This is a genomic window from Salinivibrio siamensis (assembly GCF_001996005.1).
In the GTDB taxonomy this organism is placed as follows: domain Bacteria; phylum Pseudomonadota; class Gammaproteobacteria; order Enterobacterales; family Vibrionaceae; genus Salinivibrio; species Salinivibrio siamensis.
In genome coordinates, this window is the sequence record NZ_MUFB01000015.1 from 1 (window position 1) to 20,285 (window position 20,285).

Sequence of the window (20,285 nt, forward strand, 5' to 3'; positions counted from 1 at the left end):
ACTCCATGCCGAACTCAGTAGTGAAACGAAGCAGCGCCGATGGTAGTGTGGGGTCTCCCCATGTGAGAGTAGGACATCGCCAGGCTTTGATTATAAATTGCGCCTATTGCTTGCGATTTTTGATAGCTGCGATGCTCATGTATTGGCATACACTGTGCGTCTCGCTTCAAAACTCACTGCGCATAGCTCGCAATTTAAGCATCAAAGCTGATATGCGTAAGACTTTGATGAGACAGAATTGGTGCGGAGTGGTAGTTCAGTTGGTTAGAATACCGGCCTGTCACGCCGGGGGTCGCGGGTTCGAGTCCCGTCCACTCCGCCACTATTTATAGGGGTATAGCTCCAATTGGCAGAGCAGCGGATTCCAAATCCGCGTGTTGGGGGTTCGAATCCCTCTACCCCTGCCACTCGAAAAGCACTGACATCCGTCAGTGCTTTTTTTGATCTATTCAACAAGTCTTCTAATAGTTTTTGGCCACAAATTGGCTTGGGCCTGTTGCATCGGGCTGGTGACTGAAACAAAGCTCATAGGCAAATGCCGTGGTATGCATTGGCTCTGTTCGGCTCTCACTGTGATATTCGACTTCCACAATCACTCTCTGATACCCCGATCCCTCAAATGCATCAAGTTTAGGTAGAAAATGGGATAAGTCCTCTGCTTTTAAAAGCCAACCCTCAACGCGATCATTGACAGAATCGCTGAGCTCAATGCCGGGATAACCTGAGGCCGATCCCCAACCACGGTCGGTGCGTATTGCTTGTATACTCGCAGGGAACCACTGACCATGGACGTCCGCGAGCACGTGGTGATTTGTGCCTTCTGGACACAGGGTTCCGTATACGAAGAGGTTGTTAAGCATAGGCGTCGCTCCATGAATGCACTTTGTTATTATTTCTTTTCTATCCTATCTCTGAGTTGAAGCAAGCAGCAAGTAATAAGTCAGTGCAACCACTTGTATTTCAGCCTTCAGGATCGCAAAATCGGCGCCCATTCTAGTAACAACCTATACTCACACTGGCAAGCGTTATGGTGGTGATCAAGCAATGAAAAAACGTATTGGCAAGGTAGTGGCATGGGGCAGTGCTATTTTTGTCCCTGCTGCGGTGATTGGTGTCAATGGCTACTTCACCGTGCCTGACAGCACCCAGCTCCATACAGTGTCTGGTATACATCGCCAGTGCGTTGATTACACACATTCTTCGCCGCTTGACGAACAAGGCCGTTTTTCTTTGTTGGTGTGGAATATCTATAAACAGCAGCGCCCTCAGTGGGACACGGCGTTAAACCAGTATCATCAACCTCACCGTTTGATGTTGTTGCAAGAGGCAAGCTTTGGTCCACAATTGGCGCGTTGGATCACGCAAGCATCATTGCACTATGACCAAGCTTATGCGTTTGCGATGCAAGATGCTGTTGCAGGGGTGATGAACCTTTCCAAAGTGAACCCTTTGCACAGTTGTGCGTATACTGCGGTCGAGCCTTACCTGCGCCTTCCTAAAAGTGCTTTGTATAGTGAGTACCAGCTCTCCAATGGACAGCGCCTTGCGGTGGTGAATATTCATAGCATTAACTTTACTTATGCAATGGCCGCTTATAAGAAACAGTTGGCGGCATTGGAGCAAGCTTTGGCGCGTGTCGAAGGGCCTATTATTTTAGCCGGTGATTTTAATACTTGGTCTCAACGGCGGTTAGACGCGGTGAGAGCGATGGTTACGCGCTTATCATTACAAGAAATGAGTTATCACCCCGATGAGCGAATGACTAAATTTGGGTTACCGTTGGATCATGTTTTCTACCGTGGGTTATCGGTAGAAAAGGCGAGTGCGATAGATAATGGTGCCTCCGATCACGCAGCGATAGAGGCACAACTGAAAGTGACAGGATAGAGGCAACGAGGGGAGCCCCCCCTCGCTGAACTTTCCTAGCTTAGTGCTATGACGATGGCCCAACTGGCAAAAACGGCAACCCAAGGCAGGGTAGCGACGACAATCGCTTTGCCATGATTGAGTGGTGTCCAAGTGCCGATAACCGTAATGCTTAATACCCAGTACCACGGGAGCAGTAGTGGTAAGCTTGCTGCCCATGCACTCCATGAGGAGGCGAGCGGCAATTTTAGCAAGCCATTAAGACTATTTAAGTCCGCATGAGCCGGCAAAATAAAACCGGATGATAAAGTCATATTTGTATAGCTTGCTAAATCGCCTACGACGGCGGGCAAAAAGATAAAGCAAGAGGCCGTGAGCCAGTGACGATAGCCAAAGTTAGGGGCTTCTTGTTTGGTGGCTAACCGAAACCACAGTGCCAAGGCAAAAATGACCGCCGCTCGGCCAAACCAATCTCCGAGCACTTCAGAGGCAAGAAGTGTTTCACGTTGTAACCACTTTTCAGCCTCTGCAGGTGGCATCGATAATTGTTGCGCGAGTGCTTGCTGAAGCGCGGCAAGGTTGGTGTGATCAAAATAAGCACTCCAAAATGCAATAGCGCTTAGGCACATGAGCAAATAAGCCAACCAACCCCATACCGGGCGCTGACTTAATGCAGCAAAGCACGCACTGGGACGAAGGACGATGTCTCTTAAGGCGAACAATGGATTGGCTGAAGCTTGCATCATGAGCCGCTACTCCGAGAAATGTCGATATGCAGTGTTAGCTTTTGACCTGGTTGGATATACGCGTTTTGGCGTAACTGGTTCCATTTAACCAGCTCGGCGACTGATACATTGTAGCGTTGTGCAATACTGCTCAACGAATCACCTTGTCGAATTCGGTAGGTAATCGTGCGGATGCGACGTGCATCCCCCTCTTTATCCCAAACGACCAACTTCTGGCCAATGCTGAGGGTGTCGCGAGGACTCATGCCGTTCCACTTAGCGAGCTGACGATAATCAACGTCATAACGACGGGCGATTGTCCAAAAGCTGTCGCCTTGGCGGACTGTGTGGGTGCGCTTGTGGCCGTCTCGCTCCGCCGCTTGCAATGCTGCGAGGCGCTGTGGTGCGCTTAGCGTATATTGTGATTCATCTTTCAGCGAAACAGGGATCATCAGGCGCTGACCCACGCGAATACGTGAGGAGTGGAGTTGGTTAGCACGTTTTAATACTTTGACGGTGGTGTTGTACTCAGCCGCGATTTCACTCAGGCTATCACCTGACTTCACCGCATAACGTTCCACACGAAGCCCTTGGTTGTCATTTTTAGCCAACTCAGTATTAAAGCGCTCCACATTGTCGTTGGGCAACAATAAGTGGGTGGGGCCTGATGGTGACGTTGCCCAATGGTTATACGCAGGATTAAGGCTTTGTAGCTCAGAAACACTTAAACCGGCATAGTTAGCCGCGAGAGCGAGATCCATTTGCATCTTAGGATCGACCAAGGTCAGTGCTGGCTGGTTAGGGATCGCAGGGACCTCTAAGCCATATTGATCTTGATGGCGTAGTACATCGCCAAGTGCAATCAGCTTAGGCACATAACTGCTGGTTTCTTTGGGGAGATCCAAATGCCAAAAATCGGTGGGTTGGCCGCGTTGCTTGTTGCGACGAATAGCACGAGCCACGCGTCCCTCGCCGGAGTTATATGCAGCGATAGCGTGTAACCAATTACCATCAAACATGCCATGCAAGTACTCGAGGTAATCGAGCGCTGCATCGGTTGATTGCACCACATCACGTCGGCCGTCGTACCACCAATTTTGTTCCAGGCCAAAACGGCGGCCGGTTGCTGGGACAAATTGCCAAAGGCCAGCAGCCCGGCCATGCGAGTAAGCAAATTGATCAAACGAGCTTTCTACGACTGGAAGCAATGCCAGCTCGAGTGGCATGTTGCGTGCTTCGACTTTCTCTACGATCAGGTGCAAAAATGGCGTGGCGCGCTCAGCTACCGTGGCAAGGTGATTAGGGTACTTTAAGTACCAATTACGATAACGGCGCACCGAGGCGTTATCAGGTACTGGAAGCGAAAGCTGCATACTGATGCGTTGCCACACATCACTCTGTTTTTGCGGGGAAAGTACCGTAGGCGTCGCGGGGGTGGCTTTCTTGGGCGTCTCTGTGGCTTTATCAGGCGAGCGCGTTGTTTTTTTTGCGACAACGGGCGGTGCCTCGGAGGCGATATCCGTATTTTGAGCGTCGCCGATAGACTGACAGCCGCTCAGCAACAGCGTGCTCAATATAATAAAACGGTACTTCATTGCATAAAACCTTCGTCCAAAATAGCCGATGATGATAGGGGCTGGCCTCATTGATGACAAGAGACTCAGCTCAAAATTCGTCCTTCCACTGACGCAGCGCACGGAAAACGGCAAGCTCATCGTCGGCAGTGGTGCGACCTACGACCGCTTGAATGACCGTCGGCTCTTGAGTGCGCAAAAATGGATTAATGCGCTTTTCTCGCTCTATGGTACTGGGGAGCGTTTGCTTTCCTTGGGCGCGTAAGCGGTTCACTTCTTCCCGGTATAGATGTAATGCATCGTTTTCAGGCTCCACAGTCAGCGCAAACGCGACATTGGCGGCGGTATACTCATGGGCACAATACACTTGGGTTTCGATGGGGAGCGATGCCAGTTTTTTCAATGAGTTGAGTGATTGTTCAGCGGTGCCACCGAGTAAACGGCCACAACCGGCTGAAAACAATGCATCGCCACAGAACAGCTTACCATCGCCGACAAATGCAATGTGATCGTCGGTGTGGCCTTCGACACCGACGACCAAAAAGCGATGGTCAAAGACATCAATTTGGTCACCGTCACCAACCGCCATTGAACGTTGAGGTATCGGGTGAACATCTGGGCCGATCACTTTGGCGCTTGGCGCATAGCGTACAAGATCGTCAATGCCATTGGTGTGATCCCAATGGTGGTGTGTGATAAGAATGCACGATAAAGTCAATGAATTCGCTTTGAGGTAGTCAATAACCTGACTTGCCTCACCCGGATCGACCACGGCGCAGCGATTATCTTCACTAATAATGAGCCATATGTAATTATCGTTAAATGCAGGTATGCTTTTTACATGAAGCATTGGGTTCTCCAGCGATAGAATGAGCCTTAATCAATGAAACCAGCGCGCATAGAACATCAGTTTGACTATCCCTATACGTGGGACCAAGTTGCTTACGGTGATTGGGCGCGCACCCAATTGCAAACTCGGCTGGATGAATGGTTGCCGACCTTATTTGGCTACCATTTGCTGAAATTGGGCGGCTTAAGCTGCGAGCTAGTCAGTGAACAGTGTAACATTCAACACCAAGTCTGTGTCGACCAACATAACCCAATGCGCAATGTGACCGCGACACATTATGCCTTGCCATTTATCGAGAAATCTTTTGATGCGTGTGTATTAGCGCACCAACTTGATTATAGCGATGATCCGCACCGTTTATTAAGAGAGGTTGATCGTGTGATGATTGATGACGGTTGCTTGATCATATCGGGTGTTAACCCCGTAAGCTTTTTGGGCGTAAAAAAAGTGCTACGTGGCAGGCATCAACGGCTTCCGTGGGGGGGACGGATGTTTTCACCTCTTCGCGTTAAAGATTGGTTGAGTGTCATGAACTATGAGGTGGTTGAGGCGCACCAGATGGGACTGTGGCCGACTCATCGACCCAGTGCCCGCCATGCTTGGGTAGAGAGTAGCGCCAGTATGGTGACACCTGCGCTTGGGTCCATTTATTTGATCATTGCGCGTAAGCGTAGCTACCCACTAAAACCCATTAAGCCTCGTTGGAAACTCAAGCAAGCGGTCTCACCGCTGGGCGGCGTTGTTCCCAACGGCGGCTAGAAATAGGATTAGTCTGCAGGCTGATAGCCTTCATCGATCTCGGTAGGGTGGTTGGCAGCGTCGCGCGCGAGCTCGTCACAACGCTCATTTTCCGGGTGTCCAGCGTGGCCTTTCACCCAGTTCCAGGTGATTTGGTGCTTAGATGCCGCTTGATCAAGCTGTTGCCATAAATCGGCATTTTTCACCGGTTTCTTATCCGCCGTCTTCCATTGGCGTTTTTTCCAATTATGGATCCATTGGGTGATCCCTTGTCGAACGTACTGGCTGTCTGTAGTGAGAACCACGTTACAGCTTGTATTAAGCGCATTTAAGCCGACAATTGCCGCCATTAGTTCCATGCGATTGTTGGTGGTGAGGGTGAAACCGGCACTCAAGGTTTTTTCATGTTGTTTGTAGCGCATCACCACACCATACCCGCCCGGCCCCGGGTTGCCGAGACAAGAACCGTCTGTGAAAATTTCTACCTGCTTGGTCATCTTTGATACTATTGGCTATTCATCTGAGCCAAGTTTGACACAGTTATTGCCATGAAAGCGAATTACGATCGCCTCGTTGTGCTTGATACCGAAACCACCGGTATGAACCGCGAAGGGGGGCCACATTATCAAGGCCACAATATTATTGAAATCGGTGCGGTTGAGATTATCAACCGTAAGCTGACGGGGCGGCACTTTCATGCCTACATTCAGCCTACACGCGCGATCGATCCTGAGGCGATTTCGGTACACGGTATCACCGATGCCTTTTTGGCCGACAAGCCGCGATACGCGCAAATCCATCAAGCCTTTGTTGATTTTATTCAAGGGGCGGAGCTGATCGCCCATAACGCGCCCTTTGATGTGGGGTTTATGGATTATGAATTCAAAAACCTAGGTGTCTCGCTGCAAACCACTGAGCTTTGCACCATCACAGACACCTTAGCGATGGCGAAGAAAATCTTCCCTGGAAAGCGTAACAACCTTGATGTGTTGTGCGATCGCTACGGTATTGATAACTCTCGGCGAACGCTTCACGGCGCTTTGTTGGATGCGGAGATCCTTGCTGACGTATACCTATTAATGACCGGGGGACAAACTAACTTGTCATTTAATGCGGGTACTGAGACGGATAATGCGAGTCCAATGGCACCAAGAACCGTTAAGCGTCAGAAATCGCTAAAGGTTATTCCCGCATCGGCCGATGAAATGAGTGCGCACGAAGCGCGTTTAGACTTTATTGAGCAAAACGGTAGCTGTCTTTGGCGGCAGTAGGAGAAGGCATGAAGAAGCGATGGTGGGCGGTGTGTGTTTGTTTTCCCTTGTTGGCACACGCTAACGAGCAAGAAATTCGTCTGCTGGAAAATCGCTTCCGTGTTGATCCAACCATTGAACGTGCGGCCTTCGTGATTTATCGAGAAAAGCCAAGCATGCCAGTGGTGTTGGTACACCCGGACGGCACCAAATATTATGCATGGCGCCACCCAGACAAAGTATCCTGGCATCAAGAATCAGACATGGACATCGTGTCGATTACCGACCCCATGCCAGGACCATGGCAAGCGATTGGCCGAGTGAGCCCTGACAACAAAGTCCGTGTTTTAAGTGACTTGCGTATGCAGGTTGAAGACTTACCCAGTCGTCTTTATCAAGGCGAGGCGGTGAAGTTTACCGCACAGCTCATGCTGGGCGATAAGCCCCTTAACTTGCGTGACTTCATTGAGCGTGTCGATTTGACCGTACACTTTACTGAGTTCATCGAAGATCCGGAGTCGCTTAATCCCGATCAGCGGCCACAGCCCAAAGCATTAGGGCAATTTAGTGACGACGGCACGGGGCTTGATGAAGCACCCAATGACGGCGTTTTCACCGTGTCTTTGCCGATTAACGTCATGCCAGGAAAATACCGCGCACGCGTGACCTCGGGTAACGGTATTTTTTTCCGTACTTTAGAGCAACAAGTCTTAGTTTACCCGACACCGTTAATGGCCACATTTAAACAAAGCCAAGGAGAGGGCGAACCGCATCAATTGGTTGTTGAGTCCGAGCAGGCCAGTATTGAGCCAGGTAGCGTGTCTGTTCACGCCAAATTCACCGATACCGAAGGAAAAACGACGGTCTACCAAACAACCGCTGAGGAAGAGCAGCAAACGATTACGCTCGATATTCCTTATGCCAGTACACCTGGACAATACAAATGGCGGACAACCTTGTATGCGACGGATCAGTTATCGGGACGACCCTTGGTTTTTCCTCTTCCAGAACAAACCTTTGCGGTCACCGATTACGCGGCGCTGGAAGAAGCCGAAGCAGAGCGTGAAGCGCGTGAACAAGCCATGATGGAAGCGGCGGAGGCGCGCCGCCAACAACGAGAGCGAGAAGAAGCACGAACCACTTCCCTGTTGATCATTGGATTAGGTAACTTATTGGTGATGCTGATAGGTGCCGCCACTTGGTTTGTCTTGCGAAAACGCAAAGCACGTAAATTGGCTGAAGCGGCGCAAGAGCTGGAAGCCCCTCCACTGGACAGCGACGGAGACGATCAAGCCAGTGAGCTTGATATGGATAGGCCGGATAAAAACGACTAGCACTGTGGTGCGCGTAAGCCCATCTATACGGGCAATAAAAAAGAGAGGGAAGCCCTCTCTTTTTACGTCACGCCATTGATGCAGGAAAATACGGTTAAGCCGCGTTATGCATCTTGCTCTCCTTGACCGACGCGGCGGGCAGCTCTGACGGGTCAAAGTCATCCACATTGATCGTTTCAAGACGGCCTTGCTCGGCTTCTCGCAATAGTGCAGCTTCTTGCTCGGTAATCACGCCGGCGCTCAAGCCTTTATCCGCGACTTGGTCGAGGAACATAAACGGTAGCTTCTCACCGATGCCATCACACACTTTTTTATGAATAGGCTCGGCATTCAAAATGTCATGCAGTGCCTTTTCAATATTACCAATCGCATTACCTGGCTCGAAGTACTGACCTCGGCCGAGGCGATCACGCGTTGCACTGGGTGATTGTAAAATGACAGCTAGTTTGCCATCAAGGCGATCGCCAGGCTGACGGCGTCCTTTACCCAGCGGGAATACCAGTACGCGCACTAAGCCAGCAACTACTCGATTCGGGAAGTTAGCGATAAAGCCATCCAGTGCTTGTTCAGCTTGGTACATGGCGTCTTGCATGCCCCAATGCACCAGAGGGAGATCCTCTTTCTGATAGCCTTCATCGGCATAGCGTTTCATGGTGGCTGACGCAAGATAAAGCTGGCTCAGCACATCGCCAAGGCGCGCTGACAAGCGCTCTTTACGCTTGAGGTTACCGCCTAATACTGCCATAGAGACATCGGCGAGGAGCGCGAGCGCGGCACTGTAGCGATTCATCTGCTGGTAATAACGACGTGTCGCGTCTTTGCGGGGAGCTTTAGACAAACGACCATCGGTAAGACCAAGCCAGAAAGCACGTGCAACATTGCTAAACACAAAGCCAACATGACCAAATAAGGCCTTATCAAACGCTGCGAGGGCAGCTTGCTGATCGCTATTTTCGCTGGCACGAATCTCATCCAACACGAATGGATGGCAACGAATCGCACCTTGACCGAAGATGATCATTGAACGCGTCAGGATGTTAGCGCCTTCCACCGTGATGGCGATCGGCGAACCTTGATAGTTGCGTCCCAGGAAGTTTTTTGGTCCCAGGCAGATGCCTTTACCGCCTACCACATCCATCGCATCAATCACACCTTGTTGACTGCGGTGGGTACAGTGATATTTAACGATGGCAGAAATGACCGAGGGCTTCTCGCCGATATCGATACCCGTCACCGTCAGCGCGCTGGCGGCATCCATCACGTAGGCGTTGCCAGCAATACGCGCGAGAGGCTCTTCAATCCCTTCCATTTTACCAATGGGGAGTTTGAACTGACGGCGAATGCGTGCGTAAGCCCCTGTTGCTAGGGCGGCTGACTTTAGTCCTCCCGTGGTATTGGAGGGTAGGGTAATGCCGCGACCAATTGACAGGCACTCCATCAGCATACGCCAGCCTTGGCCTGCCATTTTCTGGCCACCAATAATAAAGTCCATCGGTACGAAGACGTCGTTGCCTTGAGTTGGACCGTTTTGGAAAGGCACGTTAAGGGGGAAATGGCGACGGCCAATCTCAACCCCTTCGAGGTCCGTAGGGATCAACGCACAGGTAATGCCAAGTTCATCCTGATCGCCTAATAGGTGTTCAGGATCGCGTAGCTTAAACGCCAGACCCAACACAGTGGCAACTGGGGCGAGGGTAATATAACGTTTGTTCCAGGTGATTTTCATCCCCAGCACTTCTTCACCTTGCCACATACCTTTGGTGACCACACCATAATCAGGAATCGAGCCTGCATCAGAGCCCGCCTCTGGGCTGGTCAACGCAAAACAAGGGATTTCTTTACCTTGGGCCAAACGAGGGAGGTAATGGTCTTTTTGCTCTGTGGTGCCGTAATGTTGGAGCAATTCACCTGGGCCTAGTGAGTTAGGGACCCCCACGGTGGATGACAGCACACCAGAGACGCCTGACAGTTTTTGCAGCACCAAGGATTGCGCGTAGGCAGAAAATTCCAAGCCACCATATTGCTTTTTGATGATCATGGCGAAGAATTTGTTGTCTTTCAAATATTGCCAAACATCCTCGGGCAGGTCAGCGAGTTCATGCGTGACTTGGTAGTCATCGACCATGCGGCAGACTTCGTTGACCGGTCCATCTAAAAATGCCTGCTCTTCCGCACTCAGCGTCGGGGCGGGAATGTCATGCAGTTTGTTCCAATCCGGCGCGCCGCGGAATAGGTCGGCTTCCCACCAGACTGTTCCCGCATCAATTGCTTCTTTTTCCGTCGCTGACATTTCTGGCATCACGGATTTAAATGCTTTGAAAGCGGGCTTGCTGAGCCAGTTGCGACGAAACGTCACGATATTGAGGGGCAACGCGATCACGGCAAAGATCAACCAAGTGATCTCCCCGACGCTGCCCATGATTGTCCCTACAACTAGTCCGGCTGCGAGTACGGCAGTCGATACCAGCAGCTTAGCACGATGGTATGCGAGTACACCGGCCAGTATTAGCATGGCGGCGATATATAACCCTGTTGCCATCACGTCATCTCCTTAGGTTTTGGTTTGCCCTTACTGTCATGGTAAGAGGTCGTACCACTCAATGTAAGCAAATAATTAACGAATTGTAAAATGATACGGTGTGACCTAGCTTGCAAGGTGAGAAAATCACCACTTGAGGATGAGAATAACTGGCAAGATAGGTTGCCATTCAAGCAAACGTGACCTGGCTCGCTTGTCGGAAGGGCTCGGCAGTCGACAGCCCTAAAACGATGCGGGTACACTGGCAGTCATGTGACGTTATGCCTGTCAGGCGAGAACGTCAGATATTTGTTAACAGTGGGAAGGTGCCATGTACCAAGATATTATTCGCGGTGAGCTGACAGAAGCTGCCGATGTGTTAACAGCGTTTTTAAGTGATGACAATAACATTCAGCAAATCGAGAAAGCCGCGAAACTGTTGGCCGATAGTTTTAAGGCCAGTGGCAAGGTGCTTTCTTGTGGCAATGGCGGCTCGCATTGTGATGCTATGCATTTTGCTGAAGAATTGACCGGGCGCTACCGAGAAAACCGTCCTGGTTATCCCGCGATTGCCATTTCAGATCCAAGCCATATTTCGTGCGTGTCGAATGACTTTGGCTACGAGTATGTTTTCTCGCGTTATCTTGAGGCGGTGGGCATGAAAGGCGACGTGTTGTTTGGGCTATCTACATCGGGCAATTCGGGGAATATCCTCAATGCCATTGATGTCGCCAAACAAAAAGGTATGAAGACCATTATGCTTACGGGAAAAGACGGCGGCAAAATGGCAGGTCTCGCTGATATTGAAATCCGTGTGCCTCACTTTGGTTATGCGGATCGTATTCAGGAAGTCCATATCAAAATTATCCATATTCTTATCCAGCTAGTGGAAAAGGAAATGGCAGCGTAACCCCGCGGAGGTAGATGAAAGAATGTGCGAGCTGCTTGGCATGAGTGCCAACGTCCCAACCGATATTTGTTTTAGCTTTACTGGCTTGATTCAGCGCGGCGGTAAAACGGGTCCGCATCGCGATGGCTGGGGGATCACCTTTTATGAAGGCAAAGGGTTTCGCACCTTTAAAGATCCGGCACCCAGTAGCCAATCCAAGGTCGCAGAGCTGGTCACCAGTTATCCGATAAAAAGCTGTGCGGTGGTTAGCCATATTCGCCAAGCAAATCGAGGTGGGATCAGCTTAGAAAACACACATCCTTTCACTCGTGAGATCTGGGGGCGTTATTGGACGTTTGCTCACAATGGGCAGTTATCTGGGTTTGAGAGCCTGGATACTGGCCACTTTAAGCCTGTCGGGGAAACGGACAGTGAGAAAGCGTTTTGTTGGTTATTGAATGAGTTGTTTAAGCACTATCCGCAACAGCCAGACAATATGTGTGAGGTGTTTGACTTTATCGCTTCACGCTGTGATCGCCTGCGCGCGTTGGGTGTCTACAACATGCTGTTTAGCGATGGCGACTATGTCATGGCGTATTGTACCAATAACCTCCATTGGATCACGCGTCGCGCTCCGTTTGGAAAAGCTAGCCTGATCGACCAAGAGATGACGGTCGATTTTCATGAGCAAACCACGCCTAACGATGTGGTGACCGTGATTGCCACGCAACCCCTTACCAACAACGAGCGCTGGCATAAAATGGCTGAAGGGGAATATTGTGTGTTTCACTTTGGCGAGGTGTATTGCGCCAATCACACATCGGTATCTTAGCGAATAAAAAAGGCGCATTCGCGCCTTTTTTATGTTGTCAGTGTCTATACGAGCTACGCGTCTGCGGCATAGCCGGCGTGGCCGAGTGCCTGACCATCAAGCCAAGCGTGATCTTCCATCATCTTCAGGCGGCCATCGACAAACCACTTGACCACCAGTGGGTAGATCCTGTGCTCTTGTTGTTGGACGCGCGCGGCGACAGACTCTGCGTCGTCGTCCTCAAAAATAGGTACACGAGCTTGGAGTATCACGGGGCCACCGTCGAGCTCTTCAGTGACAAAATGCACCGATGTACCATGCTCGGTATCGCCAGCATCAATCGCACGCTGGTGGGTATGCAGTCCTGTGTACTTGGGGAGCAGGGAGGGGTGAATGTTGAGCATTCGCCCCGCATAGTGGGCAACGAAACCTGGGGTTAAAATACGCATAAAACCCGCCAGTACGACGAGGTCGGGCTGATAGGCATCTAGCGCTCGAATAAGCGCCGCATCATACTCTTCTCGGCTAGCATAATCGGTGTTGGCAACCACTTGAGCCGATATCCCGGCGTGCTTGGCACGCGTGAGCCCATAGGCGTCAGCTTTATTGGCAATCACGGCGGCAATGTTCGCGTGCTGCGCGTGAATGTTATCAATCAATGCTTGCAAATTGGAACCGCTGCCGGAAATCAAGACGACAATGCGCTTCATGCTTTCAGCTCCACCTGTGCGTCGTCGCCCGTCGCGTGAGCAATATGGCCCAGTTGCCAGGCGGTTTCGCCCGCTTGACTTAACAGGGTAATCGCTTTGTCAGCTTCAGCCTGAGGGAGTGCAATCACAAGTCCCACACCACAGTTAAAGGTGCGTAGCATTTCATAGTCACTGACGTTGCCTTTTTCTTGCAACCAGTTAAACACAGCCGGCCATTGCCAACTGGTGTTGTCGATCACCGCCTTGGTTCCAGCGGGCAATACGCGGGGGATGTTCTCCCAAAAGCCGCCACCTGTGATATGAGAAATCGCATGGATGGGCGCTTGCTCAAGCAGGGCTAATATCGATTTGACGTAAATGCGGGTCGGGGCTAGCAAGTGATCGATGAGTGGTTGGCCTTCTAGGTCGTCACTCAGGTTTGCTTGACTGACTTCGAGGATCTTTCGGATCAGCGAGTAGCCGTTTGAATGCGGGCCACTAGACGCAAGGCCAATCAAGGCGTCGCCATCGCTGACTTGGCTCCCATCAATGATGGCAGACTTCTCGGCAACACCGACACAAAAACCAGCCACATCGTAATCATCGCCGCTGTACATGCCAGGCATTTCCGCGGTCTCGCCGCCGATAAGGGCGCAACCTGCTTGCTGACAGCCTTGGGCGATACCCGTCACAACGTCCGCCGCGACGTCAACATCCAACTTGCCTGTTGCATAGTAGTCGAGGAAAAAGAGAGGCTCAGCACCTTGCACGATCAGATCGTTAACGCACATTGCAACCAGATCGATGCCGATAGTATCGTGTTTATTCGCATCCAGCGCTAAGCGCAGCTTGGTACCCACGCCGTCTGTACCAGAGACCAATACCGGTTCTTTGTATTTGGTTGGCAATGAACAAAGCGCGCCAAAGCCTCCTAGGCCTCCCATGACTTCGGGCCGGTGCGTTTGTTTTACTACCCCTTTAATGCGGTCGACTAGTGCGTTACCAGCGTCAATATCGACACCAGCGTCCTTATAGCTAAGAGATGATTGTTTACCGCTCACTGCAATTCCTCGCCGGAGTTGGAAGTCAAAAGTCGGCGCTATTCTATCAGTGCATTCAGAGAAAGGAAAACGTTTGCGTAGGCTGTTTGGCGAGAATCTGGGCGATATGTCAAGCCCTAAGCCTACGCTAGCAAAAACCTTTCATGTATACTACCGAGAATTTGTTTTTTGTAAGGAGTCTAAGATGAAGGTCGTGGAAGTAAGGCACCCGTTAGTCAAACATAAAATCGGCTTGATGCGCGAGCGAGATATTAGCACCAAACGGTTTCGCGAGCTTGCGACCGAAGTGGGCAGTCTGCTGACTTATGAAGCGACGTCTGACTTCGATACAGAAACAGTAACGATTGATGGCTGGGATGGCCCAGTTAATGTCGATCAAATCAAAGGCAAAAAAGTCACCGTGGTGCCTATTTTGCGTGCAGGCTTGGGCATGATGGATGGGGTGCTTGAGCATGTCCCAGGTGCGCGCATCAGTGTCGTCGGTGTGTATCGCGATGAAGAAACCCTAGAGCCTGTCCCTTACTTTCATAAACTAGCCAGTAATATCGACGAGCGCATGGCCTTGGTTGTGGATCCGATGTTGGCCACGGGGGGGTCGATGATTGCGACTATCGACTTGCTCAAAGAGCAGGGCTGTCAGCAGATCAAAGTCTTGGTATTGGTCTCTGCCCCAGAAGGGATTGAGGCATTGAAAAAAGCGCATCCTGATATTGAGCTTTATACGGCGGCTATCGATGAAAAGCTGGATGACAAAGGATACATTGTACCTGGGCTTGGTGATGCCGGTGATAAGATTTTTGGTACCAAGTAAGCGTGCGTGAGCGGGCTAAGCCACTGCGTCAATGTCCGCTGAAGCATAAAAAAACCCGCTCATTGGTAGCGGGTTTTTTCATACCAGAAGATAGCGCCTGACTCGTGGTGCAAAAACGACGCCTCTACGCAGTCAACGCCCCTATTCAGCCAACGTGGCCAAGTAACGCTGAATTTGAGCCTTAATGCCGGGGCCATCGAGCTCAAGCTCGGCGTGCACTTCTTGTTGGGTGCCTTGAGAGATAAAGTGATCGGGTAAACCGATTTGCCGTACAGGCTTGATAACCCCATGGCGCATCATCGCTTCAATCACCCCGGAGCCTGCACCACCTGCGATCGCATTTTCTTCCACGGTGACCAGGCAGTCATGCGTCTTGGCCATGTCGAGTAGCAGCGCTTCATCTAAAGGTTTGGCAAAGCGCATATCAACCAAGGTGGCATCCAGCTCGTCTGCTGCTTCCTGAGCATGCGGCAATAAGGTACCAAAGTTGAGGATGGCTAACCGTGTTCCCCGACGTTTGATCACGCCTTTGCCAATCGGCATCGCTTGCATCTTCTGTTCAATCTCTGCACCGATACCACTGCCGCGAGGATAGCGCACCGCCGCTGGCCCATTATGAATATGGCCGGTATACAGCATTTGGCGACACTCGTTTTCATCACTTGGCGTCATCACCACCAAGTTGGGGACACAGCGTAAATAGCTTAAATCAAAAGCGCCTTGGTGGGTTTGGCCATCTGCGCCAACAATCCCGCCACGGTCAATGGCAAACAGCACGGGTAAATTCATGATCGCGACATCGTGAATGACTTGATCATAGGCGCGCTGTAGGAAGGTCGAATAAATGGCCACCACAGGGTGGTAGGTACCGATTGCCATGCCTGCAGCCAGCGTCACTGAGTGCTGCTCAGCAATGGCGACATCAAAATATTTGTCTGGGTGCGTTTTAGAAAAGCGCACCATGCCGGAGCCTTCGCGCATGGCTGGCGTAATCGCGAGTAACTTGTCATCTTGCGCCGCCATATCACATAGCCAGTCGCCGAACACATTAGAAAACGTTGGGCTCGCTGGCTTGGATTTAGGCAGCGTGTGTACACTGGGGTCAAACTTAGGCACGGCATGGTACCCAATCGGATCTTTTTCCGCCGGCTCGTACCCTTTGCCTTTTTTGGTCATGACGTGCAAAAACTGCGGTCCTTTTAAATGGCGCATGTTTTTGAGGGTTTTGACTAACTCTTCGACATCGTGGCCATCAATTGGGCCAATGTAGTTAAAGCCCAGCTCTTCAAACATGGTGCCTGGGACAACCATGCCTTTAAGGTGCTCTTCCGCGCGGCGCACTAACTCTTTAATTGGTGGCGCGCCCGACAATACTTTCTTACCGCCTTCACGAATACTGGTGTAGACATTGCCAGAGAGGAGTTGGGCAAAATGATTATTCAGCGCGCCGACGTTTTCAGAAATGGACATCTCGTTGTCGTTGAGTACCACGAGCATATCGGGTTTGATATCACCGGCATGGTTCATGGCTTCAAATGCCATCCCAGCGGTGATTGCGCCATCGCCTATCACACTGACTACACGTCGATTCTGCCCCTCTTTTTGCGCACTAATGGCCATCCCGAGCGCGGCGCTGATGGACGTTGAGGAATGACCAACCGACAGCACATCGTAGGGGCTTTCTCCGCGCCACGGAAAGGGGTGCAAACCGTCTTTTTTCCGGATAGTTTGCATGCGCTCACGTCGTCCAGTCAGGATCTTGTGCGGATAGGCTTGGTGCCCTACGTCCCAAACGAGGTGATCGAAGGGCGTGTTATACACATAGTGCAGCGCCACAGTCAGCTCCACGGTACCTAGCCCAGAGGCAAAGTGGCCACTTGAGTGACTGACCGTGTTGAGTAAATAGGTACGTAACTCTTCACAAAGCTGCGGCAGGTGATCGCGTGGTAAGGTACGCAACTCTTCCGGCGTATCAGCAAGAGCGAGAGTGGGGTATTTTGATATATCCAGTGTCATAATGGTTCGGCGCTTTTATTAATCATGCTAGTTGTTGCGCTCGATGATATATCGGGCAAAAACTTCCAATTGTTCGGTATTGTAGGGGATTGCCTCCAAGGCGTGTAGTGCCTCTCGGTAAAGTTGTTCGGCTTTTTCTTGTGCACCGGCCAGCCCCAGCAATGCCGGGTAGGTACTTTTATCTGCGTTTACGTCTGACCCTTGTGGCTTACCCAGTGTTTGGGTATCGCTGGTAATGTCCAAAATGTCGTCTTGAACTTGAAACGCGAGACCGATGGCGTCAGCAAAGCGATCAAGCGCACTTAAATGGCGCACGCCGGACTCGCCAGCGGCATAAGCGCCGAGCCTCACCGCCCCTTTGATCAATGCACCGGTTTTATTGTGGTGAATGCGTTTGAGTGCTTCAAGATCAACAGCACGTCCCTCCGCGGCTAAATCCAATGATTGTCCTAGGCACATACCCGCCGCACCGCTGGCCGTAGCCAAGGTTTTCACCATATGTATACGGTAAGGTTCGGCCGCTGGATTGAGTTCGCCTTCAGCCAGCACGGTAAAGGCCAGTGTTTGTAACGCGTCACCGGCCAAAATCGCGGTCGCTTCATCAAAGGCGACATGACAGGTTGGCTGCCCGCGTCGCAAGCTGTCGTTATCCATGGCAGGCAAATCATCATGAATCAACGAGTAGGCGTGAATACACTCCACGGCGACAGCCGGTGTATCAATTTGCGCAAGTGGCACACCAAACAACTGCCCTGTGGCATAGGTTAGAAAGGGGCGAATGCGTTTACCACCCAAGAGCAAACCATGGCGCATTGCCTGGATAAGCGGTTGATCTTGAGAGGATAAGGTATCAAGCCACGCTTCGAGTTGTTGATTACTTCGGGTTTGCGTTTCGCGCAGCGCATCGTGTACAACAGTGTTAATCATCGTCTTGAGGAGAAAACTCAGTCAGTGGCCCATCATCTTCTTGCGAAAGCAAGATCTCGACGCGTTGCTCTGCGTCTGCAAGGGTTTTTTGTCCTTGACGCGTGAGTGCAATGCCGCGTTCAAAACGTTTCATCGCGGTATCGAGGGGGAGTTCGCCGGACTCTAGCGCACCGACAATGCTATCTAACTCTTTGAGCGTGTCCTCAAAGGTCATATTTTCTGGTTTCTTCACAGCCATGATGCCATAAAATTAGAAAAGAGAGGCTAGACGGTAACTCAGTGGTTAAGGGCGGTCAAACCACTCGGCGTGTTTTTGTGTGCTTGGCGCCACCGTAGTAAAAGGCATGTTATCCTTGTTGGTATCGGCGTATTTACGCTAAACCTATAGGGTTGGTTGCCGATATAATCAATACCCTAAAAAATGAAAAACAATGACTTGATGTAATTTAAGGGAGACTGACGTGGATATAGCGACGCTCATCGGCATTATCGGCTCGTTCGCATTCGTAATAATGGCGATGCTGTTGGGCGGCACCATGAACATGTATTTTGATGTGCCATCGGTGCTTATCGTCATTGGCGGGAGTTTATTTGTTGTTCTCACCAAATACACCGTAGGACAGTTTTTTGCCTGTTTTAAAATTGCAGGCAAGGCGTTCATGTTCAAATCTGATGACCCCGAGGATCTGATTGCCAAAATCATTGAGATGGCTGACGCCGCCCGTAAGGGTGGCTTCCTCGCGCTCGAAGAGATGGAGGTCAGTAACTCGTTTATGCAAAAAGGCGTGGACTTGCTCGTCGATGGTCATGATGCCGACGTGGTTCGCGCCACGCTTCACAAAGATATTAACCTTACCGAGGAGCGCCACGATCATGGCATCGGTTTTTACAGTGCCTTGGCTGATGTAGCGCCAGCGATGGGGATGATAGGGACCTTGATAGGGCTGGTGGCCATGCTATCGAACATGGATGATCCGAAGGCGATTGGCCCTGCAATGGCGGTTGCTTTGTTGACCACCATGTACGGTGCGATGTTGGCCAACATGGTGGCGACCCCCATCGCCAATAAACTTGCCTTGCGCAAGGAGCAAGAGAAACTGAATCGACGCTTGATTATGGACGGCTTACTTGCGATTCAAGATGGACAAAACCCGCGTGTCATTGATGGCTTTTTGAAAAACTATCTCAATGAGGGTAAGCGTGAGGTTGATGTCGATAATTAATCGGACTGAGGTTTTGGCTTCAGCGAGCGCCAATTAAGGAGTCTTCATGGCACAACAACAAGAAGAAGAGGAATGCAAATGTCCGCCTCCCGGCTTACCGCCGTGGATGGGGACGTTTGCGGACTTGATGTCGCTTCTTATGTGCTTTTTCGTCCTTCTGTTGTCATTTTCAGAGATGGATGTGCTTAAGTTTAAGCAAATTGCCGGTTCGATGAAGTTCGCTTTCGGGGTACAAAATGTCCTTGAGGTGAAAGACATTCCCAAAGGGACCAGTGTGATTGCCCAGGAGTTCCGTCCGGGACGCCCAGAGCCGACACCGATTGAAGTCATCATGCAGCAAACCATTGATATGACGCAGCGCACCTTGGACTTTCAAGAGGGCGAAGATGATCGGTCGGGCGGCTCCCAACGCAATACATCAGATAAGGAAGGCGGCACCAGCGCCCAAGTGGCGTCACAATTGGAGCAGCAGCGAATGCAGCAGCAACTTGAGCAGCTGCAAAAGGCGTTGATGCAGGCGTTGCAACGCGAAATCGATGAAGGCGCGGTTGAAGTAGAGAATTTAGGGCAACAGTTGGTGATAAGGATCCGCGAGAGAGGAGCGTTTCCACAAAACTCGGCGTTTCTGCAGCCTAAGTTCCGCCCCATGGTGCGTCAAATCGCGCAACTGGTAAAAGACGTGCCGGGGGAAATAAAAGTCTCAGGACATACCGACAGCACACCGTTGGAGTCAGAGCTGTACCGATCCAATTGGGATCTCTCCGCACAGCGTGCGGTGTCAGTGGCACAAGAGATGGAGAAAGTGCCTGGTTTTAACCATTTAAGGATGAAAGTGGAAGGCCTGGCGGATACCAAGCCGCGTGCCCCGAACAACTCACCGGAAAACCGTGCATCTAACCGACGCGTGGAAATTGCTGTGATCCAAGGAAAACCCACCTATTCGGATGAAATCTCTACCGAGAACGCGGCTCCCAATGCCCCCTAGCGGCCTATCCCGGTGATA

The 20,285-nt window shown here is 51.1% G+C and carries 20 protein-coding genes, 2 tRNA genes and 1 rRNA gene; 12 read left to right on the forward strand and 11 right to left on the reverse strand.

What is annotated here, in order from left to right:
* From rrf to BZG73_RS09195, 3 genes are all read left to right on the forward strand, one after another.
* Positions 1-85: ribosomal RNA gene (gene rrf, locus BZG73_RS16370) — 5S ribosomal RNA — on the forward strand; the annotation flags it as partial.
* Between the two features lie 160 nt (positions 86-245).
* Positions 246-322: transfer RNA gene (locus BZG73_RS09190), tRNA-Asp, on the forward strand.
* 8 nt (positions 323-330) lie between these two features.
* A tRNA-Trp gene (locus BZG73_RS09195) sits at positions 331-407 on the forward strand.
* Between the two features lie 54 nt (positions 408-461).
* On the opposite strand, the gene BZG73_RS09200 is transcribed toward BZG73_RS09195, so the two are convergent.
* The gene (locus BZG73_RS09200) at positions 462-860 is read right to left on the reverse strand and encodes a gamma-glutamylcyclotransferase family protein (RefSeq protein WP_077668144.1); all 399 of its coding nucleotides are present in this window, start codon (positions 858-860) and stop codon (positions 462-464) included.
* 184 nt (positions 861-1,044) lie between these two features.
* Here BZG73_RS09200 and BZG73_RS09205 point away from each other — a divergent pair, with 184 nt between their 5' ends.
* Positions 1,045-1,887, forward strand: coding sequence for an endonuclease/exonuclease/phosphatase family protein (locus BZG73_RS09205; RefSeq protein WP_046073781.1), 843 nt, complete (start codon positions 1,045-1,047; stop codon positions 1,885-1,887).
* Positions 1,888-1,922: 35 nt separating this feature from the next.
* Here the strand turns inward: BZG73_RS09205 and BZG73_RS09210 are convergent, their stop codons facing one another.
* The 3 genes from BZG73_RS09210 to gloB all read right to left on the reverse strand — a co-directional run bounded on the left by BZG73_RS09210 (position 1,923) and on the right by gloB (position 5,015).
* The gene (locus tag BZG73_RS09210; protein ID WP_235606047.1) at positions 1,923-2,612 is read right to left on the reverse strand and encodes a YIP1 family protein; all 690 of its coding nucleotides are present in this window, start codon (positions 2,610-2,612) and stop codon (positions 1,923-1,925) included.
* Positions 2,609-4,186, reverse strand: a complete 1,578-nt coding sequence (locus tag BZG73_RS09215; RefSeq protein ID WP_077668145.1) for a LysM peptidoglycan-binding domain-containing protein — start codon at positions 4,184-4,186, stop codon at positions 2,609-2,611. Before BZG73_RS09215 ends, BZG73_RS09210 begins: the two co-directional genes overlap by 4 nt.
* 70 nt (positions 4,187-4,256) lie before the next feature.
* Positions 4,257-5,015: a hydroxyacylglutathione hydrolase gene (gene gloB, locus BZG73_RS09220; RefSeq protein ID WP_046073779.1), complete on the reverse strand. Its 759-nt coding sequence runs from the start codon at positions 5,013-5,015 to the stop codon at positions 4,257-4,259.
* A 33-nt stretch (positions 5,016-5,048) separates the two neighbouring features.
* Here gloB and BZG73_RS09225 point away from each other — a divergent pair, with 33 nt between their 5' ends.
* Positions 5,049-5,774, forward strand: a complete 726-nt coding sequence (locus BZG73_RS09225; protein WP_077668146.1) for a methyltransferase domain-containing protein — start codon at positions 5,049-5,051, stop codon at positions 5,772-5,774.
* A gap of 8 nt (positions 5,775-5,782) precedes the next feature.
* On the opposite strand, the gene rnhA is transcribed toward BZG73_RS09225, so the two are convergent.
* Complete coding sequence (gene rnhA / locus BZG73_RS09230; RefSeq protein ID WP_077578630.1) at positions 5,783-6,250, reverse strand: ribonuclease HI; 468 nt, start codon at positions 6,248-6,250, stop codon at positions 5,783-5,785.
* Positions 6,251-6,301: 51 nt separating this feature from the next.
* Here rnhA and dnaQ point away from each other — a divergent pair, with 51 nt between their 5' ends.
* Together dnaQ and BZG73_RS09240 are read left to right on the forward strand one after the other, a co-directional pair.
* On the forward strand, positions 6,302-7,024 hold the full coding sequence (gene dnaQ, locus BZG73_RS09235) for a DNA polymerase III subunit epsilon (RefSeq protein ID WP_046073776.1): 723 nt from the start codon (positions 6,302-6,304) through the stop codon (positions 7,022-7,024).
* A gap of 8 nt (positions 7,025-7,032) precedes the next feature.
* On the forward strand, positions 7,033-8,337 hold the full coding sequence (locus BZG73_RS09240) for a TIGR03503 family protein (RefSeq protein WP_077668147.1): 1,305 nt from the start codon (positions 7,033-7,035) through the stop codon (positions 8,335-8,337).
* 94 nt (positions 8,338-8,431) lie between these two features.
* Here BZG73_RS09240 and fadE read toward each other — a convergent pair whose 3' ends face one another.
* Positions 8,432-10,876: an acyl-CoA dehydrogenase FadE gene (gene fadE / locus BZG73_RS09245; RefSeq protein ID WP_077578628.1), complete on the reverse strand. Its 2,445-nt coding sequence runs from the start codon at positions 10,874-10,876 to the stop codon at positions 8,432-8,434.
* A gap of 310 nt (positions 10,877-11,186) precedes the next feature.
* Between fadE and lpcA the strand changes: the two genes are divergently transcribed.
* On the forward strand, positions 11,187-11,765 hold the full coding sequence (lpcA, locus tag BZG73_RS09250) for a D-sedoheptulose 7-phosphate isomerase (RefSeq protein WP_046073773.1): 579 nt from the start codon (positions 11,187-11,189) through the stop codon (positions 11,763-11,765).
* Between the two features lie 22 nt (positions 11,766-11,787).
* Complete coding sequence (locus tag BZG73_RS09255; RefSeq protein ID WP_046073772.1) at positions 11,788-12,576, forward strand: class II glutamine amidotransferase; 789 nt, start codon at positions 11,788-11,790, stop codon at positions 12,574-12,576.
* A gap of 53 nt (positions 12,577-12,629) precedes the next feature.
* Here the strand turns inward: BZG73_RS09255 and purN are convergent, their stop codons facing one another.
* Positions 12,630-13,265: a phosphoribosylglycinamide formyltransferase gene (gene purN / locus BZG73_RS09260; protein WP_077668148.1), complete on the reverse strand. Its 636-nt coding sequence runs from the start codon at positions 13,263-13,265 to the stop codon at positions 12,630-12,632.
* Positions 13,262-14,305, reverse strand: coding sequence for a phosphoribosylformylglycinamidine cyclo-ligase (gene purM, locus BZG73_RS09265; RefSeq protein WP_077668149.1), 1,044 nt, complete (start codon positions 14,303-14,305; stop codon positions 13,262-13,264). Before purM ends, purN begins: the two co-directional genes overlap by 4 nt.
* A 184-nt stretch (positions 14,306-14,489) precedes the next feature.
* Here purM and upp point away from each other — a divergent pair, with 184 nt between their 5' ends.
* Complete coding sequence (upp, locus tag BZG73_RS09270; RefSeq protein WP_046073769.1) at positions 14,490-15,116, forward strand: uracil phosphoribosyltransferase; 627 nt, start codon at positions 14,490-14,492, stop codon at positions 15,114-15,116.
* A gap of 141 nt (positions 15,117-15,257) precedes the next feature.
* On the opposite strand, the gene dxs is transcribed toward upp, so the two are convergent.
* The 3 genes from dxs to xseB are packed head-to-tail and all read right to left on the reverse strand — an operon-like array spanning position 15,258 to position 18,297.
* The gene (gene dxs / locus BZG73_RS09275; RefSeq protein ID WP_077668150.1) at positions 15,258-17,132 is read right to left on the reverse strand and encodes a 1-deoxy-D-xylulose-5-phosphate synthase; all 1,875 of its coding nucleotides are present in this window, start codon (positions 17,130-17,132) and stop codon (positions 15,258-15,260) included.
* Positions 17,133-17,159: 27 nt separating this feature from the next.
* Positions 17,160-18,059 carry a (2E,6E)-farnesyl diphosphate synthase gene (ispA, locus tag BZG73_RS09280; RefSeq protein ID WP_046073767.1) on the reverse strand — a complete coding sequence of 300 codons (900 nt, stop codon included), beginning with the start codon at positions 18,057-18,059 and terminating at the stop codon, positions 17,160-17,162.
* Positions 18,052-18,297: an exodeoxyribonuclease VII small subunit gene (xseB, locus tag BZG73_RS09285; RefSeq protein WP_046073766.1), complete on the reverse strand. Its 246-nt coding sequence runs from the start codon at positions 18,295-18,297 to the stop codon at positions 18,052-18,054. Before xseB ends, ispA begins: the two co-directional genes overlap by 8 nt.
* Before the next feature lie 223 nt (positions 18,298-18,520).
* Between xseB and pomA the strand changes: the two genes are divergently transcribed.
* Both pomA and BZG73_RS09295 read left to right on the forward strand, forming a co-directional pair.
* On the forward strand, positions 18,521-19,282 hold the full coding sequence (pomA, locus tag BZG73_RS09290; protein WP_046073765.1) for a flagellar motor protein PomA: 762 nt from the start codon (positions 18,521-18,523) through the stop codon (positions 19,280-19,282).
* A gap of 46 nt (positions 19,283-19,328) precedes the next feature.
* Positions 19,329-20,267, forward strand: a complete 939-nt coding sequence (locus BZG73_RS09295) for a flagellar motor protein MotB (RefSeq protein ID WP_077605803.1) — start codon at positions 19,329-19,331, stop codon at positions 20,265-20,267.
* Positions 20,268-20,285: the final 18 nt, after the last annotated feature.